This window comes from Apibacter muscae, assembly GCF_007845635.1.
GTDB lineage: Bacteria > Bacteroidota > Bacteroidia > Flavobacteriales > Weeksellaceae > Apibacter > Apibacter muscae.
This window is the reverse complement of the sequence record NZ_SELG01000030.1, coordinates 1-25,649: the sequence shown is the minus strand read 5'-3', so window position 1 is coordinate 25,649 and position 25,649 is coordinate 1. Positions and strand designations below refer to the sequence as shown.

The window sequence follows — 25,649 nt, the reverse complement described above, 5'->3', positions numbered from 1 at the left end:
AATAAAAATATAACATTACTCCAACTAGTAGCTTTAGTTTAGAAGTAGAGCTTTCCGCTAAAGGAGAATGGAAGGTAAAAACCTGGATACTTTGGGGTAGTGAAAAGTCTATAACCGCAGGAGCCTCTGCAACAGCCAGCAGTCACTTTAAAGCAAAAATTGGCTTTGGAGCAGACGAAACGGAAGAGCAGGAAGCCGGCATTGCAAACGGTACAGAAACCATTAGGGTTCGTGATGATAGAGATCCTCGAAGCCGATTAATGACCGCCCGATATCAGGATCGGAAATCCAAAGGATTGCCGATAAAGATAACCGTAGACCGCCCTTCCTTTAGTGGAGGTATGTATGCGCGTTTTTTACGAAGTAGTACTCAACCCAATAAAATAGGCTATGCCTATTCCTTAAATTTTGCCGCTTCCCCGCTCTTTAAAGTAACCGGAAAATTAGATCTTCTTTTCTATGCCCAATTTATTCCTTATATAGGACAGGCATTAAAAGCCATCAATAAGGTAGTAGAAGGGATAAATTTTCTTACCTTAGGAGCCGTAAAAATTGAATATTATTTAAATATAGCCACCAGTTTAGCGGTAGATTTAGATTGGACGGGAATGGAATACCACCGGATAGATGGCTGGAATACCAGCAAAAGAATCGGAATGAAAACAGAAATAAAATTCTGGTTGGAAGCCGGAGTAAACCTACGGGCTGATTTTAAAGGAATAGCAAGCGAAGAAGCCGAAGGAGCCATGACCGGTACTTCAACTATCGATATAACAATAACCTATGACAATGTTCGACAAAAAGCCGATGCCGAAGTAGACTTTAAAGGACTGGAAGTGAAAATTTGGCTCAAAGCAAAAATTGATATGAAGAAAAAGAGAGGAGAAGGTCCTCCCCCGGAGCCCAATACCAAACCCGACTATATAAAACCCCTGATTAAAGGAATGAAACAACCCTGGAAAATAAATATAATGTAAAATAACAATGAAAAAAATATTCCTCCTTACCCTTATTCTCTTAACCGGACTCCAAGCCTGTTCGCAAGAGAAAAAAAATATGAAAAATAAAGAAAATACAACTATGATAGAAGAATATAAAAAATTACAAGACAGTTTACCTTCCTATCCTGTGGAAAAACAAATTACCTATATTGCCCATTTAAACAGCAAAACCCCTTATGAACTCTATTTAGATGATATCCTCATTGATTGGGAACGAGAAGATAATTTTAGTAAATCCGTAGAATTAAATCCCTATTTATTAGGTAACGGAACCCATAAACTAAAAATCCGTTTTTTCCCTCCCGAAAATAGCGAAGACGGACGAATAAAACCCAAAGACATTGTATACGACCAGGATGTAAAATGGAATTTGTACTTTATAAAGCTACAAAAAGATCCGAATGATCCCTTGGGCTATGCCGGAAGCATCGATTACAGAAACTCCGAACTACCCATTGTTGCTCCTCCAACCGAAGTACCGGTATGGGAACAAGAATTTGAGGTAGAAGTAAAAGATCTTCCCTACCAGCTCAAAGGCTGGAGCGAGGGCGAAGACCTTTCCAAACTAGATCCGAAAGAACTGGAAAAAGAAGTAGTCGCCTATTACAACCAGTTAAGAAATCTCTTAAATAAAGGAGATATTATAGATTTTATGAGACTAAATGCAATTAATGATTATGAAACTTCTGTTTCTATCTATAATACAAAAAAGCGTTTTGAAGAGGCTTATCATGAAAATATAGATGTATTAAATCAGGAATGTATAGGGAATATGTTGCCTATTACAAACTATGTAGTAAAGTTGTATGCAAAGGGTAAAATAGTTGCCTTAGAAATACCTGAAGGGAAATACAAACATTGGAGTGCTTTATTCTCCGATAGTAAAAAGTATGGGAAATCCAGTTGGGGAATTATGATTTATCGACCTCAAGGTTCTAAAGAGTTTAAGATTATTCGTAATTAAAAAATTATTTATGGTTAAGTATCTGTTTTTACTTCTAGGTATTGTATTGAGTGTGCAGGCTTGTGCACAAAACAATAAAAGTGTAAAAGAGTTAGAAAAGAGATTACTGGCAGTAAAAGACAGTTTACCTACCTATCCTGTGGAAAAACAAATTACCTATATAGCCCATTTAAATAGCAAAACGCCCTATGAACTCTATTTAGACGATATTCTCATTGATTGGGAACGAGAAGATAATTTTAGTAAATCCGTAGAATTAAATCCCTATTTATTAGGTAACGGAACCCATAAACTAAAAATCCGTTTTTTCCCTCCCGAAAATAGCGAAGACGGACTGATTAAACCCAAAGACATTGTATACGACCAGGATGTAAAATGGAATTTGTACTTTATAAAGCTACAAAAAGATCCGAACGATCCCTTGGGCTATGCCGGAAGCATCGATTACAGAAACTCCGAACTACCCATTGTAGCTCCTCCAACCGAAGTGCCGGTATGGGAGCAGGAATTTGAGGTAGAAGTAAAAGACCTTCCCTACCAACTCAAAGGATGGAGTGAGGGCGAAGATCTTTCCAAACTAGATCCGAAAGAACTGGAAAAAGAAGTAGTTGCCTATTACAATCAGCTAAGAAATCTATTAAATAAAGGAGAAATAACTAAATATATGCAGTTGAATAAAACAAAACATTATGAAGTTTCCGTATCTATCTACGATACTCCTCAGCAATACGAAAAAGATTATTATGACAATGTAGACTTACTGAGCCAGGAATGTATAGGGAATATGTTGCCCATTACTAACTATACCGTAAAGCTCTATGCAAAGGGTAAAATAGCTGCTCTAGAAATACCCGAGGGGAAATACAGACATTGGAGCGTTTTATTCTCCGATAGTAAAAAGTATGGACAATCTGAATGGGGAATTAAAGTGTACCGCCCCCAAGGTTCTAAAGAGTTTGTAATTATTAGAAAATAAAAATTAAAAAATTATTTATGGTTAAATATCTGTTTTTGTTTCTAGGCATTGTATTGAGTGTGCAGGCTTGTGCACAAAAGAAAAAAAATACAACTATGATAGAAGAATATAAAAAATTACAAGACAGTTTACCCTCCTATCCTGTGGAAAAACAAATTACCTATATTGCCCATTTAAACAGCAAAACCCCTTATGAACTCTATTTAGATGATATTTTAGTAGACAGAAATATAACCAGCGGATTTAGTAAATCCGTAGAATTAAATCCCTATTTATTAGGTAACGGAACCCATAAACTAAAAATCCGTTTTTTCCCTCCCGAAAATAGCGAAGACGGACGAATAAAACCCAAAGACATTGTATACGACCAGGATGTAAAATGGAATTTGTACTTTATAAAACTACAAAAAGATCCGAATGATCCCTTGGGCTATGCCGGAAGCATAGATTACAGAAACTCCGAACTACCCATTGTAGCTCCTCCAACCGAAGTGCCGGTATGGGAGCAGGAATTTGAGGTAGAAGTAAAAGACCTTCCCTACCAACTCAAAGGCTGGAGTGAGGGCGAAGACCTTTCCAAACTAGATCCGAAAGAACTGGAAAAAGAAGTAGTCGCCTATTACAACCAGCTAAGAGATCTCTTAAATAAAGGAGATATTATAGATTTTATGAGACTAAATGCAATTAATGATTATGAAACTTCTGTTTCTATCTATAATACAAAAAAGCGTTTTGAAGAGGCTTATCAAGAAAATATAGATGTATTAAATCAAAAATGCGTAGGCAATATGCTACCTATTACCGATTATGTAGTAAAGTTGTATGCAAAGGGTAAAATAGTTGCCTTAGAAATACCAGAGGGAGAATACAAATACTGGAGTGCTTTATTCTCCGATAGTAAAAAGTATGGACAATCCGGTTGGGGAATTATGATTTATCGCCCTCAAGGTTCTAAAGAGTTTAAGATTATTCGTAATTAAAATAAAATTTTTCTTATGGTTAAGTATCTGTTTTTGTTTCTAGGTATTGTATTGAGTGTGCAGGTTTGTGCACAATCAAAAACAGACCAACAAATAACAAAGGAAATAATGAAAACCATAGAATTACCTCAACAATATAAAAAAGAACCCTTTTATTATTGCAATATTTACAGTGCTAATATAAAATGGGAACTTTTTATTAATGATGTGCAAATGTTTTCCCATTATCAGGGCAAAATTACCAGTCCTATTGTACCATTAAATTATAATATTTTAAATTCCGGCAAACAAAAAATCACTCTTCGTATTTATCCAGCTAATGAACAAAGCAAACTAGGGGAATATGCTACCTTTAAAATGAGGTTGTTTTACAATGAAAACTTTAGAGATAAAAACGATCCCGAATTAGATATTTTAAATTTTGAACTTCCTCGCGAAAAAACCAAAGAGTTGCCCTATTTTGAAAAGACTTTTGAATTTGATGCCCAGGTGCCCTATGAACTGGTAGGCTGGACAAAGTCTAAAGACTTAACCAAGGTTCCTAATTTAGAAACTAAGGTACTTACAAAAATAGAAGAGCTACATAAAATATTGGAGAATAGAGATACAGAAAGCTATATTAAGGCAATTATGCCAAGATCTAAAGAAAAGTATATATGTTTATATGCTACTAAGGAAGAGATTGAAAATGATATTAATGAGACATCTTTAGATAATGGTTTTATTTTAGGCAATTTTAAAGAGGTACAAATTTTACCTGTTAGAAATTATGCATTAGTATTAGAACCCAATAACCGAATTGTGAAAATACGACAAAAGGATAGCGATAATTTAGTAGATGGAATTATTTTTAAAGGAATTGATAAGGAAGATGGAGAGGAAGTAACAGGGGATTTTTTATTTCGTTTTCATATTCCCGAAGGTTCCGAGGAGTTGGAAGTAATACGTTAAATAGCTACCAATTTAAAAAAGATTAAATAGATTTTTTTATTCGTCTAATAAAGTATCATATATAGAGTCTCTTTTTGAAATAGTAGGTTTACTTTGTTCTTTTATTGCTTAAAAAAAAAAAAACAAAAAGCATTATTATTGCTATTATTAGATGATAATGGCATATCTGAAAATGTTCCTTTAATATCTAAAGGTAAAGATGGGAATGCTATTAAGTAATGCTATTTCTTTAGTATAATCTCTTATTCACCCCCTCCTCCAAAAGATAAGCAAGTTCCACAGGCGTTTTATACCCCGTTAAACATTCCCCCGTTTCAGTATTCACCCAGTCATTTACCTTTAAATTAAAATTCCAGTTATCAAATTCATAAGTTCGTTTGGATTTTGGTTGAGGTCTTTCCCGTTTCGGAAGATTAAACCCAAACCTTTCAAAAATCCTTTTCCCCTTCATAGCAGTAAAAATAGCATCCAAAGCCTGAATATAAATCATGGGAGCTAGATTTGATTTTTGTTTTTTTGATTTATTTTTTATGTCGGGTTCCGTAAAAATCTTACTACCGTATTTAATCACCTCAATTAAATCCCTTTCCAAGTTTTCCACTTTTCTTATAAACTGAGCTCTGGAACTTACCACTATTTTTTCAGGATTGTCCTTATACTTCCAGATTTGCAACCATTCTTGTCTTAAGATTTCTGCGATTTCCTGATTGTCTGTAATAATATGAAAATGCGGATTATAAGTTTTTCTCTGAGGATTAAAATTACATTCTAGCGATTTTATTCCTACCAGTTGAATACTTTCCCCCCTCTGATACCTCTTCTTATACTTTGCCATAATAAGGGAAAAAGCCCGAAACATTCCATTAATCCATTTACTTAAAGAGTTTATTTTTACAGCCTTTACTGTTAGAGTAAGAAAATGAGGCTCTTTCCATGTTTTTAAAGTAGGATAATACCGATGAATGATATCGGCTTTTCGAATAGCAGAACAAAGGGTACAAAAACGATTTTTACAATATTTCCCGTAAATCCTGTTTTTAGAACTAATAATTTTACTCTGACAATGAAAAGTATTCCAATAACTTTTTAGTCTTTGAAAATCCTCTTTAGACTTAGAAACATCAATCAACCCCAACATCATTTTTTGAGTAATTAGTTTTCTTTTGGCTCTTCCTTGCGACGCTTTTCATGTCGCTTACATCAGTACCACTACCCTCTAATAAAGCAGGAGAAACCCGTTTTTTATACTTACCTCTGTCCCGATTTGTGCTAATGTATAAAAGTGTATTATCCCTTACTAACCTTTACATCCTCCAGCCCTTTGACAATAGCCAAAGTAGCCGCGGACAACTTTAGCTCCCCGTTCAAAGTCTGAACCTCTAAACTTACAGAAGACTGATAAAACACCTTTCCCACAGAACCCCTATAATTCTCCGACACCGTAGCAGTAACATTCTGAGCAGAATAAACCGAATCACCAATGACCGATTCCGATTTATTCCCATCTATCCGAGAAACCATATCCTTACCCACCGAAACCGATAAATTCTCACCGACCCTAATATTCAGATTCTTCACCACATGAAGAGTAACATTACCATCCCCCTCAAGCTTGAAAAAACTACCAGCAGAATCTTCCTCTAAAATGCTACCCTCCGCATCATTAGCCACTCTTTTGGTACCACTACGAGTTTGGAAAGATTTTAAATCATTATTAGGCGTATGAAAGCCACTCTTTTGGTTCCCATTAAACACCGTACCCACCACCACAGGCGCCTCCGCATTACCACCTAAAAAATCCACCAACACCGAATGCCCCACCTCAGGAAGAACATGAGCCCCTTGGCCATCCCCCGAATGCGCTTGAAGCATAGAAATCCAAGGAGTAGTTTCCTGCGAATCCCGCTGCCACACCAAACGCACCTTCACCCGATTTAAAGCCCAAGGATCATTATTGTTCACAACCACCCCATACTGACTATCAGCCCTAGGAAAAGCCTTTTCATCAAAATACGGAGCAATCGGATGCTCCCTCGGCATCCCTATAGGAAGATTGTAGTAACACTCCGCACTATAAACATGAACAATTTCCAGAATCCGATAACTCTCAATCGGCAAAGCCTTCTGCTTTTCCTTATCCCAAGCCTGCATAGACATAATATCCCCCAATCTAAGAAAAGGACTATCCGTCTGAGTTTCAATCGAAGCCAAATTTTCCTTACTCAGCTTTTTTCTCTCCACCATCTTCTCCATTGAAAATTTACCATTCGCCAATAAATCCGAAGTAAAAAACTACGTATGCTTATGAGTAAAAATACTTTCAGAACTATCAATAGAACGAAATTGAAACAAATTAACAATATTACGAGAAGAAAATCTCTGCGAATCAAACTCATGAACCAAATCCTGATTTAAATCGTACCCACGACAAGAAAAATGCTGGTAATAACTATTCATCCTTAAATTGTATTTATAAAAATCCTTCCCCTCTAACAAAACCGATTTACGCTGGCCCTGAATACCAAAAATAAGAGATTACCCATTGTGATAGAAAAATTCCCCGAAACGGACAGCTAAACGCTTTAAAAAATCAAAATCACTCTCATTGATTTGGCAAGTATAAGGAAGCACCTCCTCAGAAAAAGGCGCAATTAAAAAATTTAAACGCTGATCATTATACCCCGACGCAACCCTCTCAACAATTTGTTTTAAAGAAAGATTAGTAAAACTTCGGCTTCTAGCCCCCTGATCCAACAAAACACTAGGAGCAGAACAAATCAAGCGAATAAAAGGATATTGATTTTCATTAACATACTCAACCCCCGTCACCATAGCTTCAAAACTAGAAGCTGTCTTACCAAATTGAATCAATTCAATCAATACCCTAGCCCCCAATAAATATTTAGAATTTTGCAAAGGATAAACATTTTTATCAGCAAAAACCTCCGAAGGACACAACAAATCATACCGATTGTAAGTAAGCATTTTTTGCGTAATTTTTACCTTGATATGGTCCTTTTTGGAAATATCTTTCCCTTGAGCAGAAACACGAGCATAAGTAATAAAAGATTGCCCCAGACCACTACTTTGGTAAATAATCTCAGAAGAATCAGAAGAGTTTAACGGAGAATAAGAAGAATTAGGAAAAGATTCATCAGGCATAAAAAATAGTTTTAAGAAAGTTTAAGATAAAGATTATATTATATATTATTTCAACGACCAGTTGTTAACAAAAGAAAGATTGCTGAATTTTAACTTTCTCGCAACCAAAGTTAAAGTAGTAACCATAGGTTCCCCACCATTAGAAGTAAACTTTTCCTTGAAATGAATGCAATAAGCCCTTTCAAACTTTAGAGTAAGCAAACGGCTCATAGCGTCCCGCCTGTAAAAAATAATTTCACCACTTTTCTCTTTGTTAGGAGCAATAGCCCACTCAATAAAATTAGTTTTCCCAGTGCTTTCCAAGGTTATCAGAATTTTACCACCTTCGGTCTCCCCGGTAGGTTTTAAATGAGCATCGGTGCGTTTTTCAAATTCATATTCGCATTCTAAAATATGGTAGATGCCGCCGTCTAGTTATAACTTGGCTAAAAATGAAGACATAAGTTTTATTATATTTTATAATTATAATTGAGCTGATTTACACTTATTTATTGTAAACAATGATTTTAAAATTAAATTTTTAAAAATTCCTCAATATTAAACAAAATTTTTATTAGCTTACGCTTGGTTGTTTTAATTTTATATGACTGGAAAATAAGAAGATATCGTATAGTATTTAGTTATTTAAAATTTTTCAAGAGAAGATTCGGAACATCTCATTTTTCATAATTAAATCTTATAATAGAAAACTTTTAATTTTTATTAGTTTATCAATTATTAAGAATTTATACAAAGCAAAATTAGTAATTCATATATATGTCAAATATTGTTTGATATGGAATAATTTTAATAATGGCATGAAAATTAAGAGGTTGTTATGTTTCTTAGATTCAATTTCACATATAAAAAATTATAGTATACATGAAAATAAAAAACATATCGACAGATAATTTCGTTTTTTTTACCAGTACAGGAGCTATTACTATTATAAGTTTTTTATTTTTAGGGCTCTCTAGTATAGCATTAGGAATTATATCTGTAATGTTTACTTATATTATATATTCAGCCAAGCCTAAGTCAGGGAAATATATCTATACTTTTTTTTGGTTGTCAATGATATTATTCGGTTGTTACTTAGGTATCCTTTTTAAACTATCCATAGAATTCTATATTTTTTTATTTTTACTATCCAATTACTATTATATAGCCTATAATCATGATCCAATTTCGGATCGAGCCATTCCATACTTTATAATATATTCTTCTTTAGGAACTACCTTAAAAGATTTAAGCTACCATACAGCAATTGCTTATCTATTAGGATCCATCATTACTTTAACAATGATTGCTATTGTTAATAGACGAAAATTGGAATTTATAAATTTTCAATCAAGCGAGTTTACTCAAACATTATTTACCCATCCATTTCAAAATTTTGTGAATTCTTTGATCTTTAGTAGTTTTTTATTTTTAACTCTTTATTTGCCGGAACAATTAAAATTGGAACGTTCTTATTGGGCAGTAATGACTTTTGTGGTACTATTAAAACCCAAAGATCAAGGGATACTTACGAACACCATTAAAAGGTTTCTAGGGAATTTGGCGGGTTCTATCGTCGTATTAATAATTATGAATATCGATAGTAAATATAGAATCTTTCATTTTTTAGTAATTTTATTATGTGTATTTTTTTTACCCACCTTTCTAAATTTTAAATATTTTTTAAAAACCTTCGGATTAACAGTATTTATACTTATTTTATTGGAATCTGCGGAATTTTGGAAAGATCCGAACTATTCCCTTCCCTTTGCTCGTATTTACGAAACTTTTTTAGGAGGACTCTTGGCTTTATTGGGAAGTTTTATAATGAAAAAAATGCACCAAACAATTTTGAAAGAAACATAATTTTAAATATCATTGAATGATTAGTGAAATCGATGATAGCAAGGAGAATTAGACAAATTTGAAAAGTAACCCTTAAAAAGGTTAGTATTTTTCGTATCGGAAATTTTCACCTAAATATACTTGTCTAACCATAGGATCACCTGCTAAATCTTCTGGGTAACCTTCTTTCAATATATTTCCTTCGAACATTATGTAAGTACGATTCGTGATTGCTAAGGTTTGTTGAACGTTGTGATCTGTTATTAAAATACCAATATTTTTATTTACCAATGATCGAACAATTTTTTGTATATCTTCAACCGCTATAGGATCAACACCAGCAAAAGGTTCATCAAGCAAAATAAATTTAGGATCAGTAGCTAAACATCGGGCAATTTCACAACGGCGTCTTTCTCCACCAGAAAGTAAATCCCCACGATTTTTTCTTACATGCTCTAAACTAAATTCTTCAATTAAAGAATCAGTTTTAATTTTTTGTTCTTTTTTAGAGAGTTTAGTCATTTGTAGAACCCCTAAAATATTATCTTCAACCGTTAATTTACGAAAGATTGAAGCTTCTTGAGCTAAGTATCCAATCCCTTTTTGAGCTCGTTTATACATGGCATCATGAGTAATATCTAAGGAATCAATTAGAATATTGCCCTGGGTTGGTTTAATTAAACCAACAATCATGTAAAAGGTAGTGGTTTTACCAGCTCCGTTAGGTCCCAGTAATCCAACGATCTCTCCTCTTTTTACATTCAAGGAAACGTCTTTAACTACTCTTTTGTTACCATAGCTCTTAACTAAATGTTCACCTTTTAAAATCATAATTTTCAAAAATACATAAAATAGAGAATTAGTATGGACAAATTTACTTAAACTTTTAAAGTTCCTTTTTAAGTATAATTCTAAAAGTAGTACCCTTATTAATTTCAGAATTCAAGACAAAGATCCTCCCAAAATGATAGTCTTCAATGATTCTTCGCACCAAGGAAAGTCCTAAGCCCCAACCTCTTTTTTTCGTACTAAACCCCGGCTTAAATATTTTTGGGATATTATTTTTAGTAATTCCTGATCCTTCATCGGATATATCTATATAAATATTTTTTTTATGATCAATAATCTTTAATTGTATCGTTCCTTCACCCTTCATAGCATCAACAGCATTTTTGATAATATTTTCTATAACCCAGTTAAATAAATGTTTGTTTAATTTTATAAATATAGGATACTCAGGAGCAGAAAACTCAAAGATTATTTTTTTAGAAACTCTATTTTTAAGATAATAAAAGGCATGTTTAGAAATTTTCACCACATTTTCATTTTCTAAAGAAGGAATTGAACCTATTTTAGAAAACCTTTCAGTTATATCCTGCAAACGATTTACATCTCTTTCAATATTCTGAATTGGCTTTTTATCAATATTTTCTAATTTTAAAATTTCCAGCCATCCAATTATGGAGGATAGTGGGGTTCCGATTTGATGTGCTGTTTCTTTAGCCATACCAGCCCATAAAAGGCTTTGCTCTGTTTTTTTTAAAGTTGAAAAATACCAATAAGAGAACCAAATAAACAGTCCAATCACTAGGAATATAACAATTGGAAAATACTCTAATTGGTTTAAAAAAATTGAATTTTTATAATAAACGTATTGTTTCCCAAAAGGAAGTATAATAGAGATAGGAGGATATTGCTTTCTCATATTATTTAATTCCTTTTCAAGAGTTTGAGGGTTATTGACAATATGAGTGTCAATATTTTTTGAGTCTATATAAACTCCTTTGCTATCAACAAGAATAACTGGGATAGAGGTATTTTGCTCAATGGTTCCTACTAGATAAGTTTGTGTATGTGGGGGAATATTTATTTCTGTATTTAGTAGCTCAATGGTTTTTGCATAATTAGATATTCGTATGGATTCATCTTTTTTTAGCTGATTTACTTTTTTATTCATAAAAACAATAAAGAAAATAGCAACTAAGAGAGCCGATATATATCCAATCCAGTTGCTAAGCCTTATGTTCCCATATAAGTTCATTCTAATATTATATTAATTATAGGAATTACTCATTGAATTAAAAAGGATAGCCAATAGCAAAATTAAATTGTGGCTGTAGAATGTTTATATGTTTAAAATACCAACGATCCCCTAAATCTCTTTGTGGATTATAAAACTTGTAAGCAAAGTCAAAACGAATGATAAAATTACTAATATCCCATCGTATTCCCCATCCACCTCCAATTCCTAATTCTTTATAAAAAGAATCGAATTTGAATTTATACGGAGAATCATTATTAATCCCCCATATGTTACCTGCATCTACAAACAAAGCCCCAAAGAATCCATTGCTAGGAAGTGGGAAACGATATTCTACAGAGGTTAGTAGCTTAAAGTTATCTATCGCAATTAACTCATAGCCGTTTTTTCCACTCAATTTAGAGGCTCCAGGCCCAAATCCAAAAGCTCTCCAAGCTCTTATGTCATTAGGACCACCGACAGAATAACTTCGGTCAAAAGGCATACTGAAAGAATTACCATAAGGTAAACCGATACCCATAAAAAAGCGAGCATCAATTGATTTTTTTGAAGATAAATTCCAATATTTACGTAAGTCAAAATCAAATTTCACAAATTGAGAATAGGGTACACCAAAAATTTCTTTGACAACCTTATTGTTTGAAGTTTCAAAATCTTTAAAAGATTTGTTGAAAATTGACAGCATATTACCAGCGAGTTCCATTTGTGCTCTAAGATAAAAAGGATGTTTAGGAGGGAAATATTTTAATCTCTGGTCATAAGTAAAGCTATATTGGAAGGAAGATATTAAAATATTTTGTGTAAAGCGGTATCTTCTTGATTCTAATAAATTGTATTGATCCCAGTATTGGGGTGCTTTTTGTTCAACTTCTGTTCTAAAATTAGGATCATTAGCAATGATATGTTGAAGTTGTTCATTGGTAATTTTACCACTTTCATATTCCTCTCTCATGGATGGATTTACGGTAAAGTAAATTTCTCTCATACCATTAACACCAGCCCAGTCTGTAGTATAAATATTATAGTAATTATCAGGATTTAAGAATTGAGTGTATTGTAAATTCCATAAGGATATTTGATGGTTGGTGGAACGTGTAGGACTGAAATTATATAAAAATCCAGCATTATAACTTCTTTTGTCTAAACCTATATTAAATTGAGCATTGTATCCAACAGAAATAGCCGAGGAGGGGCCCCAAGATTTAGGTATTTTATCTCGCAATCCAAAAGGAGCTAGAAATCTTGGAAATGATAAACTGACTTGAGTATTAAACTCAGAAGCATTAAAAAGACGATTGTTATTCTTCTTAGATTCTATATTTCCTAAAGATCCACCGAAAGTTACATTTAGATTTTCTGCGCCTCTAAACAAGTTTTTAGCAGTAAAGGTCAGGTTTGGGGTAATTCCAAAATTTGCAACGCTTGAGGTAAAAGCTTCTAAACCTATTTCGTAGGAATATTTATTCATAGGCATTAAAATTATGTTAGAAATAAGCGTAGAATCAGAACCTTTTTCTGGAGAAGTATTAAATCCTAATAAATTAAAATTGTTTACTTTATAAATATTTCTTCGAGTTTCGGTTTCTGCATTTAAACGGTAAGTTTTTCCCATACCAATGGCAAGCATATCAGCCAAAACTCTATCTCTATATCTACCATCTGATTTATTAATAATAAAAGCAACAGTATCTTCAATGTAGCTTTTTACCTTTTTACCATTTTCAAAACGAATAAATTTCTTTTTATTAACAAAATAACTTGAATCAACAATACTTTCTTTATTATCATCCGTTTGATTATTCAATAGGGTTACATTAATCTTTTCATACTTAAATTTTTTAAAAACAGGTTTAGCTCTGTCTTTGGAAATTGAGTCATTAGATCCTTGTAAAGAATCCCCGGATGCACTGGTTGGAGAAGGAAGTGTATAAGGGCTTTTTTTTATGGATAGTGTTACAGGGACATGGTTTATGTTATTGGCTGTGTCTACATAAAATATTACCTCATCCTTTAAGTCATTAAAGCCAAAATATCCCATGTTTTTAAATTGGTTATCCAATTGAGTGATTTCATCTCCCATAAGGTAGGCATCTAAACGATCTCCTTTCTTTAGTAAAGATAATTTTTGATAGAAATTTTGTAAAATTTCCTCTTTAGTATAATTTTTCTTTAATTTTTTAGGATTTACCCGATTTTTAAATCTTAAATAACCATTGTAAATATTAGCATTTATTTCTTCACTTACATCGTAAATAATGGTATCAATAATCATGGGTTCACCCAATTTAATATTGTATTGTACCGTAGCTTTCTTACCACTTGTAAGGATAGTATCAATGACTTGAGATTTTCTCCAGCCTCTATTTATAAAATACTGGTTCAAATTTTTTGCAGACGAATTAGCCATGGCAGAATCTACCAGTACAGGAGGTTCGCCTTTGCTATAAATAAAACGATCAAGCCATCTAGATTTACCAACATAGCTGTCTAAATTGTATTTTAAATATAAGGAATCTAATAATTTTAGACTTCTTTGTTCTTTATCAACAAGGTAATAATCTTTGTAAACAGAATCAAATTTAGCGTTAGACAAATCATAAAGCCATAATTTTAAGGGTACATAAAAAAAGATTTTTTTATTCGGTTTTTGTTTCACATAATTATCCAATTCATCGGCATAAGGCTTTCCTTTTGCATCTAAGTATTTATATGTATTACCTGTAAACAGATGAGAATTTTCTGGAACTTTATTGGTTCTACAGGAAAAAATAAGAAACAATAGAGAGAAAATTAATATCTTTAATGTAATATTGTATTGTATTTTCATATTTAAGTTATGCTGTCTGCCAATAGAATTAAATTGATTCAATCCCTTGCAAATAAAAAATATAGACAAAAATATAATTTATTTATTGTAGAAGGTATAAAAAACATTAAAGAATTTATTTATTCAGATTTTACTTTATCAAAGATTTACACGATTGAACCCATAGAAATTCTTTCAGAAGATAAGTATGTAATTATATCAAAGAAGGAATTAAATAAAATAAGCTTTCTTAAAAATCCTAGCAACGCCCTAGCAATAGTAGAAATCCCTAAACCAGAGTTGAAAAAGATAGAGGGAAAACAATTAGTTTTGGAAAGCATCCAAGATCCCGGAAACATGGGGACCTTAATTCGTTTGGCTGATTGGTTCGGGATAGAACAAATAATATGTAGCGAAGATACTGTAGATATTTTTAATCCAAAAGTTGTGCAAGCGTCCATGGGCTCATTAGCAAGAGTAAATGTAGTGTACACAAATCTTGAAATATTTTTTAGAGATAATCAACATCTGCCCATATATGCAACCGATATGGATGGAGAAAGCATTTACCAAGTAGAATTAGAGCAAGAAGCATTTCTAATTATGGGAAATGAAGGCAATGGAATATCAGATTCAATAAAGAATACTTGTTCTAAAACTATATCCATTCCAAGATTTGGGGAAAAGAAGAAAACCGAAAGTTTAAATGTAGCAATGTCCGCTGGAATAATATTAGGAGAATTCTTTTCGCAAAAAGAAAAAAATGAAAGAAAAAATTAATATATTTTGGTTTAGAAGAGACTTAAGACTACATGATAATCCAGGTCTGTACAAGGCCTTAGGGGCGAATAATGTTTATTTAATTTTTATTTTTGATACCCATATACTGAATCAATTATCTGAAGTCGATGATGCTAGAGTATCCTTAATTTATGATCAATTACAAAATATTAATAACCAACTAAAACCTTACCATACACAAATACGTTTTTTTAAAGGAAAGCCAATACAAGTTTTTAAAGAAATAATTAAAAGTTACGAAGTAGGTTCTGTATTCTGTAATGAAGATTATGAACCTTACGGACAAGAAAGAGATAAGAAAATCAAGGATCTTTTAGCTACAGAGCAAATAACTTTCTACCAAGAACAAGATCATGTAATCTGTCATCCTTCAGAAGTATTTAAAGCGGATCATTCTCCCTATACTGTTTATACTCCATATTCAAAGAAGTGGAAAGAAGTAGTTTCTAAAAAGACTCTCCCATATTATCCAAGTGAAAAATTTTTGAATAATACTAAGCAGGTGGTTGGTGAACCATTATCAATGAAAGAGATAGGTTTTACAAAATCCACAATAGTTCCTCCTAGTTTTAATATTTCTCAAATTCAGATCAATAATTATAAAGAAACCAGAGATTATCCTTCTTTAGCAGGTACTTCGCATATAAGCACCTATTTACGATTTGGAATCTTATCTATAAGAGAAGTTTATAAGAATACAGAGGTAAACTCATCCATATTTATAAACGAACTAATTTGGAGGGAATTTTTTATATCTATACTTTATCATTTCCCCCCAGTGGTTAACCATAGCTTTAAAAAAAAATATGATAATATAGTTTGGCGAAACAATGAAGAAGAATTTCAGCTTTGGAAACTAGGAAAAACTGGCTACCCGATCGTTGATGCAGGAATGAGAGAATTAAACTTCACAGGATTAATGCACAACCGAGTGAGAATGATTGTAGCCAGCTTTCTTTGTAAACACTTATTGATTGATTGGAGGTGGGGAGAGGCTTATTTTGCCACTAAGTTGTTGGATTTTGAACTAGCTAGTAATAATGGAAATTGGCAGTGGGCAAGTGGCTCCGGCTGTGATTCAGTGCCTTATTTTAGAATATTTAATCCTACATTACAAATGAAAAGGTTTGATCCTCAAAATAAATATACAAAACAATGGGTTCCGGAATTTGATACTAAAAACTATATGCCTCCCATGGTTGAACACACGTTTGCAAGAAAAAGAGCCTTGGAAGTATATAGCAAAGCCCTAAAAATATGAGTTGGAATATACACATTAACGATAAATGGAAAGATAAACAGGAAGATTTATTAACCATAATAAATAATTTTGATGCTTTAGGAGAAGTTATTTTTAAAGAAAGAAATACCCTAAAAAAAATACAAATTGAAAATTTAGGAACATTAGCAGTAAAATCTTTTAAAATTCCACATCTACTTAATCAGTATGTTTATAGTGGAATAAGAAGATCTAAAGCCTACCGATCTTATCATCATGCAGAAATTCTTTTGAATAAGCGAATTAAAACCCCCAATCCCATCGCTTTTTTCGAAGAAAGAATAGGAGGGAAAATACAGCGTTCTTATTATATATCAGAATTTTGTTCTTACGACTTTACTTTTAGGGAACTCATTGAAAGAAAAGAAAATTTTAAAGATTGGAACAATATTCTAGAATCTTTTACGGAATTTATATATACCATTCATCAACAAGAGATACTATTTAAAGATTTGTCACCAGGGAATGTTTTGGTTGAAAAAATTAATGAGTCATATGTTTTTTCTTTAATTGATTTAAACCGAATGCAATTTAAAAAGCTAACACTAAACCAAAGAATTCAAAATTTTATTAAACTTTCATTAACTGATGAAATGATCCCCATAATTGGAGAAAAATATGCTAAATTAGTAAATGAATCACTTTCTAAAATTATACAGATTTTAGATCATAAAAATCATGTTTATATAAACAAGAAGACAAGGAAGCAAAGGCTTAAAAAATTATTGGGAAAAATATAATGCCCATAGTACAGGAATATGAATTATATAAAAAAATCTACTTATAATCCTACAGAAAATCTTATATATACAAATGCTCATCTATCAACCATTGTAGCAGGTGCCATAAAAAAATATCCGATACCTCCTTACAACCGAGAAAGATTAGAGTTGGAAGACGGAGATTTTTTATTATTAGATTGGTGGAGAAATGAAAATACGAATAAATTGATAATTCTCTCCCATGGGCTTGAAGGACATTCGCGAAGAACGTATATCAATAGTTGTGCAGATTATTTTCATCAAGCAGGTTATTCCATATTAGCATGGAATCAAAGAAGTTGTGGAGGAGAAATGAATCGTTTGCCCTCACTCTATCACGTAGGGATGATTCATGATTTAGAAAAGGTAGTAACATATTCAATAACACAAGGGTATTCAGAAGTATATCTAATTGGGTATTCAATGGGAGGGGCGGTATCTCTAAATTACACGGGGAGAATGAAAATTCCAAAGGAATTAAAAGCTTGTATAGCATTCTCCTCACCATTAGATTTTGTTTCCAATGCAGAAACATTTAGAAAACCAGCAAATTATATATATTTAAAGAACTTTATCAATGATTTTAAAAAGAAATTAAAATACAAGAGCAAACAGTATCCAGACATTTTTGATATAAACTTAATTCGCTCGATTAATTCCTTTGACGAATTTGATGAATACGTAACTGTACCCTTATTTGGCTTTAAAAATAAAGAAGATTACTATAAAAAAGTTTCTCCCATAAATATTTTAGATAATATTAATATACCAACTTTAATCGTCAATGCTAAAAATGATCCTTTTCTTTCTCCAGAAAGTTTTTTAAAAGAAAATCAAATGAGCAATGTAAATATTTATTTTGAAATGCCTAAATACGGAGGGCATATTGGTTTCATGTTACCCAAATCAAAATTTTCTTGGGTAGAAATAAGAGCCAAAGAGTTTATTGAAGACATCAAAGTAAAATAATTTAATTACATTTATAAAAGACAATTTTCGATTGAATGAAAATATACACTAAATCAGGCGATGACGGTACCACCTCTTTATATGGAGGGAAAAGAGTTTCTAAGAACATAACAAGGATTAAAGCCTATGGAGATGTAGATGAATTGAATTCTTATATAGGATTAATAAGAAGCTATAACAAGGATATAAACATCGATAAGCAACTTCACACCATTCAAAATTCTTTATTTGATTTAGGAGCAGAACTGGCAACACCTCCCGAAAAAATGGTTTTAGCCAACGGGAAACCAAGATTGACATGTATAATTAAAGTGCAGCAAATAGAGCAAATAGAAAGTTGGATAGATGCTATGCAAGAAGTTCTCCCTAAACTAAAAGAATTTATACTTCCTACCGGAAGTATACTAACATCTACGACGCATATTGCAAGGACTGTTTGTCGAAGAGCTGAAAGGGAAGTGGTTACCTTAAATGAAGTTGAAGAAGTTAGAAATATCTGTTTAAATTATTTAAATAGATTATCCGATTACTTATTTGTCTTAGCACGTTATTTTGGATGTTTAGATAAAAATATAGAAACCCCTTGGACACCCAATGAATAAAGCATTATTTTTTATAAATGGAGAAGAACCATCAAAAATTCCTCAGAATATAAACGAATATTCCTTAATTGCTTGTACTGATGGTGCTTATTCAAGATATGTATATAAATTTCAATTAAAAATAGATTTTATATCTGGAGATTTTGATAGCTTAATTCAAGAACAAGTACCTCAGGGAATCACACTAATTTCAACCCCCGATCAAAACAAAACAGATTTTCACAAAGCCTTAGAACTGTTGGTTGAAAGAAGAATTACCCAAGTTGATGTTTATGGAGCTACTGGGCGTGAGAGTGATCATTTTATAGGAAACCTTTCAACGGCATTGTATTTTAAAAATAAATTAAAAATTACCTTTTATGATGACTATTCCAAATTCTTCTTTTCTAATCATAAAACCCATTTGACCAATGTAAAAGGTAAAATTATATCATTAATACCTTTTTTTAAAGCAGAAAACATTCAAACCCAAGGATTGCAATATCCCCTAAATAATGAACCACTTTGTTTACCAGAAAGAATAGGAACAAGAAATAAAGCAATTGACGAGTGTGTTACGATTGAATATTCCAATGGTGAATTATTGATTTACATATCCAATTCGTGAAATTATTCAGCATTAAATAATTTTTCAGCATCCTCCAACTGCAAATACCAATCTTTACCAAATTTTCTGATTAGAGGTTCCTTTAAGAACTGAAAAACCTTTACCTTCAATTCTTTACCAAAAGTACAAGCATCAGAACAAATATACCACTGATCATAATTGACAGCAAGGTAAGATTTTAATTTCTGCAATCGAACTGGATATAAATGGCAAGAAATAGGCTTTTTGTAGTTTATTTTACCATCTTCATAGGCTTTTTCAATTGCGCATTTTGCTATCCCTTTATCATCATAAATCACATAAGCACATTCATTATCATCAATTAAAGGGGTAACATAGTCACCGTCTAAATCAACTACATATTTGCCTTGCTTTTCAATCGAAGCCCTGCCTTCTTCACGTAAGTATGGTTTTACATCATCATAAACATCATCTAAAATAGACAACTCATCCTCGTCTAAAGGAGCTCCGGAATCACCCTCTACACAGCAAATTCCTTTGCATTTATTTAAGTTACATACAAATTCTTTCTGAATAAGATCTAGAGATATAAGCGTATCGTCAATTTGAATCATGTTGAATATAGATTATTTAAGCCTGCAAATGTACACATATAATTATTTTTAATACCAAAAATAGAAATAATGAAATAAGAATTTGGCGAAATATTTGTTAATAAATAGATAGTTAAAGTTTATAGAAAAGTTATTTTAAAATGAAAAAAATAGTCTTAGTTGGAGGAGGTTTTGCTGGGATTAATTTTCTTAAGAAGTTAAAAAACAATAAAAATTTTCATATAACCTTAGTGGACAAAAATAATTATAATTTTTTTCCACCCTTAATATATCAAGTTGGTTCAAGTGTTTTAGAACCTGCGGCTATAAGTTATCCATTTCGGAGATTCATAAGATATAAAAGCAACGTTAGTTTTAGACAAGGAGAGTTACTGGAAGTAAAACCGAATGAGAATAAAATAATATTGTCTAATGGAGAATTAGATTTTGATATACTAATTTTTGCAACAGGAACACAAAGTAATTATTTTGGAATGCAAAATTTAGAAAAGTATTCAGTTCCTATGAAAACCTTAAACGATGCGCTATTGCTTAGAAATACTTTATTACTAAGAATGGAAGAGGCTTCTCAAGAAATAAATCTTGAAAAACAAAAAGAACTGCTCTCCATTGTTATCGTAGGGGGAGGTCCTGCAGGGGTTGAAATAGCAGGGGTGACAAGAGAGATATTTAATACCTTGCAACCTTTAGATTATAAAGAATTAAAGAGTAAAGTGCAAATTCATTTGGTGGAAGGATCACCTAATCTATTGGGTTCAATGAGTGAAAAATCGCATAAAGAAGCTTATAAGGCATTAAATAAATTGGGGGTGAATATTATACTAAATCAACATGTGAAAGATTGTGATGAAAATTTTATTTACCTTGGCAGTGGAGATAAGATAGCAACTAAGACAATTATTTGGACGGCAGGGGTTACCTCACGAGTTTTTGCAGGTATATCTAAAGATGTCTATTCAAGAGGAAGAAGAATGCAAGTGGATGAATTTAATAAGGTGATTAGCTATGAAAATATTTATGCACTAGGGGATACATCATTAATGATATCAGATCCTAATTTCCCCGATGGTCATCCGCAATTGGCGCAAGTAGCCATACAACAAGGAATCAATTTAGCAAGGAATCTTAAAAGAGAGCTTAGAGGACAAAATAAAAGAAAATTTAGTTATGTAGATAAAGGCTCAATGGCTGTAATAGGTAAAAATAAAGCGGTAGCAGATCTTATGAATAATAAAGTTTTCTTTAAAGGCTTTTTTGCATGGCTAATATGGTCTTGTATACATATTATATCCTTAGTTTCAATCGGTAATCGCTTAAATACCTTTTATAGATGGCTAACTATTTATTTTTCTAAAGGCTCATCTTTAGGTATAGCCTATGAAATAGGTGATAAAAAGAACAAGTAAAAATTATAATGAATTAAAAAAGCATATATATTATATATGCTTTTTTATTTTTGTTATTTGAAAATCCTTACTTTTTACCTTTAAGGTCGCTGTTAATATTATCTGTAACTGATGTTTCCTTCATGTTAATATTTCCATTATAAATACCACCTTTTTCCAACTCAATACTTTTGGCATGAATATTACCCGTAAGTTTACCAGTACTTTTAATAATTAATTCATCGGTAAAAACATCACCCTCAATAGAACCATAAACGGTTAGAAGCTTAGTTTTAATATCTCCATTAATAAAACCCTTTTGTCCAAGAATAACTCCGCCAGCACTATCAATATTCCCTGTAACCTTACCATCCAATTTAATAAATGCTTTACTAGTAATAGAGCCTTCAATTATACAATCTTCTGCAAGTACAGTAGTAATATTTTGTGAGTCAAAACCATTGGAAGAATTATTTTTTTTGTTAAACATAAAACAGACTTTTATAGAAATTAATTATTTGATTTGTAGAAAATTTTTAGGATTAACTTTTATATTGTTATGAATGATTTCATAATGAACGTGTGGACCTGTTGAACGACCGGTATTACCAAGTTTGCCAATAATATCCCCGGATTTAACCTTCTGTCCAACTTTAACATTTATTTCTGATAAATGCCCATATAAAGTTTCATACCCATGACTATGTTTAACTATAATACAGTTTCCATAACCACCTCTAACGCTTGCATAAGTAATAACGCCATTAGCTGTAACTTTTATAGGATCACCAATTTTACCTGCTAAGTCAAGACCGGGATGAAATTCAGAACCCCTCCCTGACATAGGATTTCCTCTAACCCCAAAATCTGAAGATAAACGTCCTATATGTGGAAGCCCCATAGGTATAGATTGAATATTTTTTAATAAATTTTCAATACGTTCTTTTTCACTGTTAACAACATCAACGTTCATATCATCTACCGCATAGTATTCGCCACCAACATCATTATTACTATCTAAGTCTCTAGAAGATGACAGTGTTTTAACCTCACGTTCTTTTAAATACTTTTCAATTAATTCTAAAGTTTCTCCAGCTTCAGATAAATTATTAATTAAATAATCCAGTTGCTTATCATCCAATTTACTTTGTAAGTTTAAAATTTTATTACGTAGATCTCTTTTTTGGTAATATACATAACCAATATAAGAACTAAGACCTGCCAATAAAATAACCACGCATATAGTAGAAAACAATAAAATACGCTTGTAAAGAATAATATTTTCTATATGCTTTTGCTTAATTGAATATACTTTTGTTTCGTGAGAATTTTTATCTGTAATAATAACAGTAGAATAATTAGATTTGCTCATTAGTAAATATAGCTTTTACAAAACAAGCAAATATACATATCTTTAATTTTAAATTTTTAAAGCAAAGAAAACATTAACATTAATTTAGTAAATTTTAAAACAATATATTTTTTTGTAAATATTTGATTATAAGTAATTTATATTTCTAAAATAACATCTTATAAACATCATCAACCTTACCCACCAATTCAATTTTTATATTAAATTTATCAATATCAATTTTATTATATTTAGAAATAAAAATCACATCATACCCTAGTTTTTCAGCCTCTAATATACGCTGTTCAATACGATTGATAGCCCTAATTTCTCCACTTAATCCAACCTCTCCTGCAAATAAACAATTGTCTGGCAAACTAACATTTTCATTGGATGAAAGAATGGCACATATTACCCCCAGATCGACTGCAGGATCGTCAATCTTTATACCACCGGTAATATTAAGAAACACATCTTTACTACCCAAATGAAACCCAGCCCTTTTTTCCAAAACAGCTAATAGTATATTCAATCGCTTTATATCAAATCCAGTAGTAGCCCTTTGCGGAGTACCATATACAGCTGTAGAAACCAATGCTTGAATTTCAACCAGCATGGGGCGGAGTCCTTCTAAAGTGACAGCTATGGCGTTACCGGATAAATTCTCATCCTTTTTAGAAATAAGAATTTCAGAGGGATTCTTTACTTGTCGTAAACCATCTTGAAACATTTCATAAATACCTAATTCAGAAGTAGAACCATATCTATTTTTATGAGAACGTAAAAGTCTAAACATATAGTTTCTATCACCTTCAAACTGAAGAACTACATCTACCATATGTTCAAGTATTTTAGGACCAGCAATCGTACCATCTTTAGTAATATGCCCGACAAGAAAAATAGGAGTAGATGAACTTTTCGCATACTTAATCAATTCAGAAGCACATTCTCTAATTTGAGAAATACTGCCCGGGGAAGAATCTATATATGAAGATGACAAAGTTTGTATAGAATCAATAATTAATAATTCAGGCTTTAATTCTATTGATTTTTTAATTATTTTTTCAATAGAAGTTTCGGTAAGTATATAGCAATCTGAATTGGAATATTTAATCCTATCACCCCTCATTTTAATTTGAATTGCGCTTTCTTCGCCAGAAACATAAAGTACTTTTTTATTAATTTGAAGTGATAGTTGCAATAGTAAGGTAGACTTTCCTATACCAGGTTCTCCTCCAATTAATATAACGCTGCCCGGTACAATTCCTCCACCTAACAGAAAATCCAGTTCAGAATCACCCGAAATTATACGATCTTCATGTACAGTTTCAATGTCATGAATTTTAATGATATTTGAGGATATGGATTTATTTGATGGAAAATTTCTTTTAGTTCTTTTTTCAATAATTTCTTCTACAATGGTATTCCATTCCCCACAAGCTTTACATTGTCCCATCCATTGAGAATACTGGGCCCCACAATTTTGACAGAAAAAGGAAGTTTTAGTATTTTTTGACATGTAGCTAATTTAAAAAAATAAATGAAATCAAATTTCATTTATTATTAATTCATTTAAAGCTAAAAATGTTATGTTTGCTAAAAATAAATTAAATGAAATGAAAAAAAAATATTAACATTGTCAATAATTGCTTTAACATTATCCTTCCAATCATGTAACAATGATTCCAAAGAAGCTAAAATAACTAACCAAGCAAAACAAGAAGCAGTATCAAGTAAAGAAGCTAATACTTATAAAGTAGATACATTAGCTAGTAAAATAACTTGGGAAGGAGGTACCTTGGCAAGTAAACATTTAGGTACAATTATTCTTCAATCAGGAGAATTGAAACTCAAGGATTCAAAAATTGAATCAGGAAGCTTCACAGCTAATATGAATACAATATCTACCACAGACATTCCAGATCCAGAAAAAGCAAAATTACTAAACAATCATCTAAAAAATGAGGACTTCTTTGATGTTTCAAAGTTCCCTTCATCAAAATTTGTAATAACATTAGTGAAGCCAATTGAATCAGGAGAATATAATGTAGAATTAGAAGGAAATCTTGAAGTTAAAGGTATAACTAAAAATTTATCCGTAAAAGCCAATGTAAAAGCTGAAGGAGATAAAGTAACTTTAAAAACAGAGAAATTTACAATCAATAGGCAAGAATTTAATATAACATATTCAAACGGAGAACCTCAGGATAAACTTATTAAAGATTTGTTAGATATAAGTGTAGACATTGTAGCAAACAAAGAAGCTAATTAAAGCTAGTATCTATATACAATTTACTTTCTTCTAAAAAAAAAGCAGGCTGTCTTATCAGCCTGTTTTTTTTGGGGGGAGGGATTAGCAATTAAAAAGCGCATATAAAATATAGAGAGAAAAAGGATTAGAACAGATGAGAATAAAAACCTAAAGAAAGAGAGAAACAGGAACAATAAAAAGAATAAAAAAAGAAAATAAGAGTAAAATATATTAGTTAGAAATAAAAAAGAGGAATGAAGATCAGAATAAAAGATCAAGAAAGGAAAAATAAATAAAGAAAAGATCAATAAAAAGAAATCAGAGAAAGAGAGAAAAAAGGAAAAAGAAAAAAAACAGGCCAAT

Annotated in this window: 26 protein-coding genes; 14 read left to right on the top strand and 12 right to left on the bottom strand. The window is 31.7% G+C overall.

Annotation, left to right across the window (positions count from 1 at the left end):
* Positions 1–260 precede the first annotated feature (260 nt).
* From ETU08_RS03955 to ETU08_RS03935, 5 genes are read left to right on the top strand one after another with little or no spacing between them, the layout of a single operon-like run.
* Complete coding sequence (locus ETU08_RS03955) at positions 261–977, top strand: hypothetical protein (protein ID WP_146261724.1); 717 nt, start codon at positions 261–263, stop codon at positions 975–977.
* A gap of 7 nt (positions 978–984) precedes the next feature.
* Positions 985–1,965: a PA14 domain-containing protein gene (locus ETU08_RS03950; protein ID WP_146261723.1), complete on the top strand. Its 981-nt coding sequence runs from the start codon at positions 985–987 to the stop codon at positions 1,963–1,965.
* Between the two features lie 10 nt (positions 1,966–1,975).
* On the top strand, positions 1,976–2,941 hold the full coding sequence (locus ETU08_RS03945) for a PA14 domain-containing protein (RefSeq protein ID WP_146261722.1): 966 nt from the start codon (positions 1,976–1,978) through the stop codon (positions 2,939–2,941).
* A gap of 17 nt (positions 2,942–2,958) precedes the next feature.
* On the top strand, positions 2,959–3,921 hold the full coding sequence (locus ETU08_RS03940; protein WP_146261721.1) for a PA14 domain-containing protein: 963 nt from the start codon (positions 2,959–2,961) through the stop codon (positions 3,919–3,921).
* A gap of 15 nt (positions 3,922–3,936) precedes the next feature.
* Entirely contained in the window at positions 3,937–4,872 is a 936-nt protein-coding gene (locus ETU08_RS03935; protein ID WP_146261720.1) for a hypothetical protein, read from the top strand.
* 229 nt (positions 4,873–5,101) lie between these two features.
* On the opposite strand, the gene ETU08_RS03930 is transcribed toward ETU08_RS03935, so the two are convergent.
* From ETU08_RS03930 to tssD, 5 genes are all read right to left on the bottom strand, one after another.
* Entirely contained in the window at positions 5,102–6,013 is a 912-nt protein-coding gene (locus tag ETU08_RS03930; protein WP_146261719.1) for a protein rep, read from the bottom strand.
* Between the two features lie 146 nt (positions 6,014–6,159).
* Positions 6,160–7,146 (bottom strand): phage baseplate assembly protein V, encoded by a 987-nt coding sequence (locus ETU08_RS03925; protein ID WP_185145275.1) that lies wholly within the window; start codon positions 7,144–7,146, stop codon positions 6,160–6,162.
* An 18-nt stretch (positions 7,147–7,164) separates the two neighbouring features.
* Positions 7,165–7,329 carry a hypothetical protein gene (locus tag ETU08_RS11875; RefSeq protein WP_185145274.1) on the bottom strand — a complete coding sequence of 55 codons (165 nt, stop codon included), beginning with the start codon at positions 7,327–7,329 and terminating at the stop codon, positions 7,165–7,167.
* A gap of 78 nt (positions 7,330–7,407) precedes the next feature.
* Positions 7,408–8,034: a contractile injection system protein, VgrG/Pvc8 family gene (locus tag ETU08_RS03920; RefSeq protein ID WP_146261717.1), complete on the bottom strand. Its 627-nt coding sequence runs from the start codon at positions 8,032–8,034 to the stop codon at positions 7,408–7,410.
* Between the two features lie 45 nt (positions 8,035–8,079).
* The gene (gene tssD / locus ETU08_RS03915; protein ID WP_311388697.1) at positions 8,080–8,436 is read right to left on the bottom strand and encodes a type VI secretion system tube protein TssD; all 357 of its coding nucleotides are present in this window, start codon (positions 8,434–8,436) and stop codon (positions 8,080–8,082) included.
* 459 nt (positions 8,437–8,895) lie between these two features.
* Here tssD and ETU08_RS03910 point away from each other — a divergent pair, with 459 nt between their 5' ends.
* A complete protein-coding gene (locus ETU08_RS03910) occupies positions 8,896–9,879 on the top strand; it encodes an FUSC family protein (RefSeq protein WP_146261716.1) in 984 nt (327 codons plus the stop codon).
* A gap of 81 nt (positions 9,880–9,960) precedes the next feature.
* Here the strand turns inward: ETU08_RS03910 and lptB are convergent, their stop codons facing one another.
* From lptB to tamL, 3 genes are read right to left on the bottom strand one after another with little or no spacing between them, the layout of a single operon-like run.
* Positions 9,961–10,689 (bottom strand): LPS export ABC transporter ATP-binding protein, encoded by a 729-nt coding sequence (gene lptB, locus ETU08_RS03905; RefSeq protein WP_146261715.1) that lies wholly within the window; start codon positions 10,687–10,689, stop codon positions 9,961–9,963.
* 55 nt (positions 10,690–10,744) lie between these two features.
* Positions 10,745–11,899 (bottom strand): sensor histidine kinase, encoded by a 1,155-nt coding sequence (locus tag ETU08_RS03900; protein ID WP_146261714.1) that lies wholly within the window; start codon positions 11,897–11,899, stop codon positions 10,745–10,747.
* Positions 11,900–11,936: 37 nt separating this feature from the next.
* Positions 11,937–14,726 carry a translocation and assembly module lipoprotein TamL gene (gene tamL, locus ETU08_RS03895; RefSeq protein ID WP_146261713.1) on the bottom strand — a complete coding sequence of 930 codons (2,790 nt, stop codon included), beginning with the start codon at positions 14,724–14,726 and terminating at the stop codon, positions 11,937–11,939.
* Positions 14,727–14,735: 9 nt separating this feature from the next.
* Here tamL and ETU08_RS03890 point away from each other — a divergent pair, with 9 nt between their 5' ends.
* The 6 genes from ETU08_RS03890 to ETU08_RS03865 are packed head-to-tail and all read left to right on the top strand — an operon-like array spanning position 14,736 to position 19,724.
* Positions 14,736–15,485, top strand: a complete 750-nt coding sequence (locus ETU08_RS03890; RefSeq protein WP_146261712.1) for a TrmH family RNA methyltransferase — start codon at positions 14,736–14,738, stop codon at positions 15,483–15,485.
* Positions 15,469–16,767, top strand: a complete 1,299-nt coding sequence (locus ETU08_RS03885) for a cryptochrome/photolyase family protein (protein ID WP_146261711.1) — start codon at positions 15,469–15,471, stop codon at positions 16,765–16,767. The genes ETU08_RS03890 and ETU08_RS03885 overlap by 17 nt, the downstream gene beginning before the upstream one ends.
* Positions 16,764–17,525, top strand: a complete 762-nt coding sequence (locus tag ETU08_RS03880; RefSeq protein ID WP_146261710.1) for a lipopolysaccharide kinase InaA family protein — start codon at positions 16,764–16,766, stop codon at positions 17,523–17,525. The genes ETU08_RS03885 and ETU08_RS03880 overlap by 4 nt, the downstream gene beginning before the upstream one ends.
* Before the next feature lie 18 nt (positions 17,526–17,543).
* A complete protein-coding gene (locus ETU08_RS03875; protein WP_146261709.1) occupies positions 17,544–18,515 on the top strand; it encodes a YheT family hydrolase in 972 nt (323 codons plus the stop codon).
* A 35-nt stretch (positions 18,516–18,550) separates the two neighbouring features.
* The gene (locus ETU08_RS03870; protein ID WP_146261708.1) at positions 18,551–19,117 is read left to right on the top strand and encodes a cob(I)yrinic acid a,c-diamide adenosyltransferase; all 567 of its coding nucleotides are present in this window, start codon (positions 18,551–18,553) and stop codon (positions 19,115–19,117) included.
* Positions 19,110–19,724, top strand: coding sequence for a thiamine diphosphokinase (locus ETU08_RS03865; RefSeq protein ID WP_146261707.1), 615 nt, complete (start codon positions 19,110–19,112; stop codon positions 19,722–19,724). Before ETU08_RS03870 ends, ETU08_RS03865 begins: the two co-directional genes overlap by 8 nt.
* A gap of 2 nt (positions 19,725–19,726) precedes the next feature.
* On the opposite strand, the gene ETU08_RS03860 is transcribed toward ETU08_RS03865, so the two are convergent.
* Positions 19,727–20,299, bottom strand: coding sequence for a DUF3109 family protein (locus ETU08_RS03860; protein ID WP_146261706.1), 573 nt, complete (start codon positions 20,297–20,299; stop codon positions 19,727–19,729).
* Positions 20,300–20,439: 140 nt separating this feature from the next.
* Here ETU08_RS03860 and ETU08_RS03855 point away from each other — a divergent pair, with 140 nt between their 5' ends.
* On the top strand, positions 20,440–21,705 hold the full coding sequence (locus ETU08_RS03855) for an NAD(P)/FAD-dependent oxidoreductase (RefSeq protein WP_146261705.1): 1,266 nt from the start codon (positions 20,440–20,442) through the stop codon (positions 21,703–21,705).
* A gap of 67 nt (positions 21,706–21,772) precedes the next feature.
* Here the strand turns inward: ETU08_RS03855 and ETU08_RS03850 are convergent, their stop codons facing one another.
* The 3 genes from ETU08_RS03850 to radA form a co-directional block, all read right to left on the bottom strand.
* Positions 21,773–22,174, bottom strand: coding sequence for a bactofilin family protein (locus ETU08_RS03850; RefSeq protein WP_146261704.1), 402 nt, complete (start codon positions 22,172–22,174; stop codon positions 21,773–21,775).
* A 24-nt stretch (positions 22,175–22,198) separates the two neighbouring features.
* The gene (locus ETU08_RS03845; RefSeq protein ID WP_146261703.1) at positions 22,199–23,056 is read right to left on the bottom strand and encodes a M23 family metallopeptidase; all 858 of its coding nucleotides are present in this window, start codon (positions 23,054–23,056) and stop codon (positions 22,199–22,201) included.
* A 145-nt stretch (positions 23,057–23,201) separates the two neighbouring features.
* On the bottom strand, positions 23,202–24,554 hold the full coding sequence (gene radA / locus ETU08_RS03840) for a DNA repair protein RadA (RefSeq protein ID WP_146261702.1): 1,353 nt from the start codon (positions 24,552–24,554) through the stop codon (positions 23,202–23,204).
* A gap of 117 nt (positions 24,555–24,671) precedes the next feature.
* Between radA and ETU08_RS03835 the strand changes: the two genes are divergently transcribed.
* A complete protein-coding gene (locus ETU08_RS03835; protein WP_185145273.1) occupies positions 24,672–25,307 on the top strand; it encodes a YceI family protein in 636 nt (211 codons plus the stop codon).
* Positions 25,308–25,649 lie beyond the last annotated feature (342 nt).